Here is a 2,344-nt window from a genome sequence, read left to right as displayed (position 1 = left end):
GTGAGATCAGTGACCGGCGGTCCGCGTTGCGGATCGCCGGGTCTTTTCAGCCACTATGGTCTTTTGGAGTTTCTCCAGCTTTCGGCCTTAGGCTCTGATTTCTCCCTCGAGAACGCCAAAAGCGATATCGAGAATGTCGCGAGCGGGCATCGCGCATACCAGAGGGTTGGGCTGATCTCGCCCTCAAGGAAATTGGAGGATTGAGAGAATTGATGTGGTGTCCCTCACGTCAGGCCGCTTGCGGACTGGGTGGGGGCGGTGCCGGCGAGATCCTACGATTGGCGCCGGTCCACTCTTTTTTCCAGGTCCACCAGATCGAAGCTGGTATCAGCAGGGCTCAGCAGCCGAGTCACGCGACGTGAGCGCCCAAGAATCTTCATGGCGACAGAGAACTCGTGCAGGGGATAGGCGCTCACGCAGGGCGCTATAGAGGGCGGAAAGGCGTCCGACCTCTGGCTTCGGACCTTCGACATGAAAACCAGTTTGCGCGTTCTCGATGATCTGGATGACCGGCATGAGGCCCGGGCGGTCATCCGGGCCCTCGTTCCAATCCCACCGGAAGATGAGAGGCCCGCTCATTTCCAGGCTTTCATCGCTCAGGTGAAACCACGTCCGGGCATTGTCATGAAGGAAGAAGAACAGGCTTCCGGATGTGACAAGCCGCAGAAGCTGCTCGTGGGTGGGGGAAATCGTCATGGCTAGACCCTTGTGTGTTTGGCTGAACCGGACATGGGTCTGCTTTGCGGAGCACGGAAATCTTTCGTGTTCCTGCTTCCGCACATGAGGGCCTTGGTCTCGTCGTCGGGAGGGGTCTATGCCGACACGCGAACGGTCGCCTTGACCTACGAGCATCTGGCCGAGCGTTACCGGGAGGAAATGATCCGCAGCCGGTTCCCGGTGCTGGTCGCTGACCCCGCGGAGACAGGCTAAACCCAGACAACGGCGCGCCGGCCGTGCCGAAATGCTCGGCTTGCAGATGGTCAGCCAAGGCGATCCGGGGTCATCCGCTCTCCCGGTCGGCGATCCTCAGGACATGTTTGGCATATGAGCTGAAATCTACATGGCTGTAGTAAATTGCTTATGCTACAAGCATGGCATAGAGATTTGATGCTACAAGCTTGGCATGGGAGGCGGGCATGGAGGAAACCATTTTCCGGGAGGTGAAAGCCTTGGGCCAGCAGCTGCGCCAGGCGCGCAAAGCCAAGGGCTGGTCGCAGGGCGATCTCGCCCGGCGGGCGGGCACGGACCCACGCCAGATCTCGAGGATCGAGACGGCGGCCCATGAGCCGAAGCTGAGCCTGCTGCTCGCCGTGGTGGCGGCGCTCGAGATGGACCTGAGCCTCGTGCCCCGGCAGGGCGCCTCTCCTCAGACGGCGCGACCAAAGCCCGAGGACATTTTCTGATGGGGCGCAGATCGCTCACTCGCACGCTCGACGTCTATCTCAACGGGCGGCTTGCGGGCCATTACGGCTATCGCCCCGCCGCCGGCGCGAGCTTTCGCTACGACGATTCCTGGCTCGGCTGGCCGTTCCGCTTTCCGATCTCGCGGGCCCTGCCCCTGATGTCGTCGACCCAGACCGGGGACCACGTGGACGCGGTCTTCGAGAATCTGCTTCCCGATGCGCCCGAACTGCGACGGGCGATCGCCGAGCGCACGGAGGCGCGCAGCGATCGGACCCACGACCTCCTTGCCGCGATCGGCCAGGACTGCGTGGGGGCGATGCAGTTCCTGCCGCATGGGGTGACGCCGGCCGACCCCTTCCGGATCGAGGGTACGCCACAATCCGAGGCCCAGATTGCACAGACGCTCAGATCGCTCAGCACGACGCCGCTCGGCATCAATCCGGACGAGCCTTTCCGGATTTCGCTCGCGGGCGCGCAGGAAAAGACGGCCTATCTCAAGCATGAAGGGGCTTGGCTTCGACCGACCGGGCTCACACCCACGACGCATATCTTCAAACGCCCCATGGGCGTGGTCGGCGGCGGGCTCGACCTCACCCGCAGCGTCGAGAACGAGTTCTTCTGCCTGCTGCTAGCGCGAGAAATGGGGCTTGAGGCGACCCGTGCTGAGATCCACCATTTCGAGGAGCAGATCACGCTCGTGGTCGAGCGGTTCGACCGGCGGCCGCGGCGGGCCGGCGGATTGGTGCGCGTCCCGCAGGAGGATTTCCTTCAGGCCATGGGCCGCTTTTCCGGGCAGAAATATCAGCAGCATGGCGGGCCTTCGATGGCGGAATGCTTCGCACTGCTGCGTCAGTCCGACGATCCGATCGCGGACCAGGCCGCATTCCTGAAGGCGCAGCTCTTCAACTGGATGATCGCCGGGATCGACGGGCATGCGAAG

General features: G+C 62.9%; 5 protein-coding genes. 4 read left to right on the top strand and 1 reads right to left on the bottom strand.

Annotated features, from left to right (window positions below; all coding sequences use genetic code 11):
- A partial coding sequence (locus FD715_RS22920; RefSeq protein ID WP_223275056.1) for a hypothetical protein occupies positions 1 to 204 on the top strand: 204 nt, incomplete at its 5' end.
- A 123-nt stretch (positions 205 to 327) separates the two neighbouring features.
- Here the strand turns inward: FD715_RS22920 and FD715_RS22360 are convergent.
- Positions 328 to 696 carry a hypothetical protein gene (locus tag FD715_RS22360; RefSeq protein ID WP_147115495.1) on the bottom strand — a complete coding sequence of 123 codons (369 nt, stop codon included), beginning with the start codon at positions 694 to 696 and terminating at the stop codon, positions 328 to 330.
- Positions 697 to 780: 84 nt separating this feature from the next.
- Between FD715_RS22360 and FD715_RS22695 the strand changes: the two genes are divergently transcribed.
- The 3 genes from FD715_RS22695 to FD715_RS22350 form a co-directional block, all read left to right on the top strand.
- Entirely contained in the window at positions 781 to 930 is a 150-nt protein-coding gene (locus FD715_RS22695; RefSeq protein ID WP_189799621.1) for a hypothetical protein, read from the top strand.
- Between the two features lie 206 nt (positions 931 to 1,136).
- Positions 1,137 to 1,403: a helix-turn-helix domain-containing protein gene (locus FD715_RS22355; protein ID WP_147115492.1), complete on the top strand. Its 267-nt coding sequence runs from the start codon at positions 1,137 to 1,139 to the stop codon at positions 1,401 to 1,403.
- Positions 1,403 to 2,344, top strand: a 942-nt coding sequence (locus FD715_RS22350) for a HipA domain-containing protein (RefSeq protein WP_147115489.1), incomplete at its 3' end; no start/stop codon positions are given. The genes FD715_RS22355 and FD715_RS22350, both read left to right, overlap by 1 nt.

Origin of the sequence: Tateyamaria sp. syn59 (assembly GCF_007995245.1) — a bacterium.
Taxonomy (GTDB): domain Bacteria; phylum Pseudomonadota; class Alphaproteobacteria; order Rhodobacterales; family Rhodobacteraceae; genus Tateyamaria.
The sequence above is the reverse complement of the archived record's forward strand: the minus strand, read 5'-3'. Positions and strand labels throughout refer to the sequence as shown.

What these genes read in the sequence shown, in the direction of transcription:
- FD715_RS22360 (WP_147115495.1), bottom strand. Translation starts at nt 696, where the DNA reads ATGACGATTTCCCCCACCCACGAGCAGCTTCTGCGGCTTGTCACATCC.
- FD715_RS22695 (WP_189799621.1), top strand. Translation starts at nt 781, where the DNA reads ATGAGGGCCTTGGTCTCGTCGTCGGGAGGGGTCTATGCCGACACGCGA.
- FD715_RS22355 (WP_147115492.1), top strand. Translation starts at nt 1,137, where the DNA reads ATGGAGGAAACCATTTTCCGGGAGGTGAAAGCCTTGGGCCAGCAGCTG.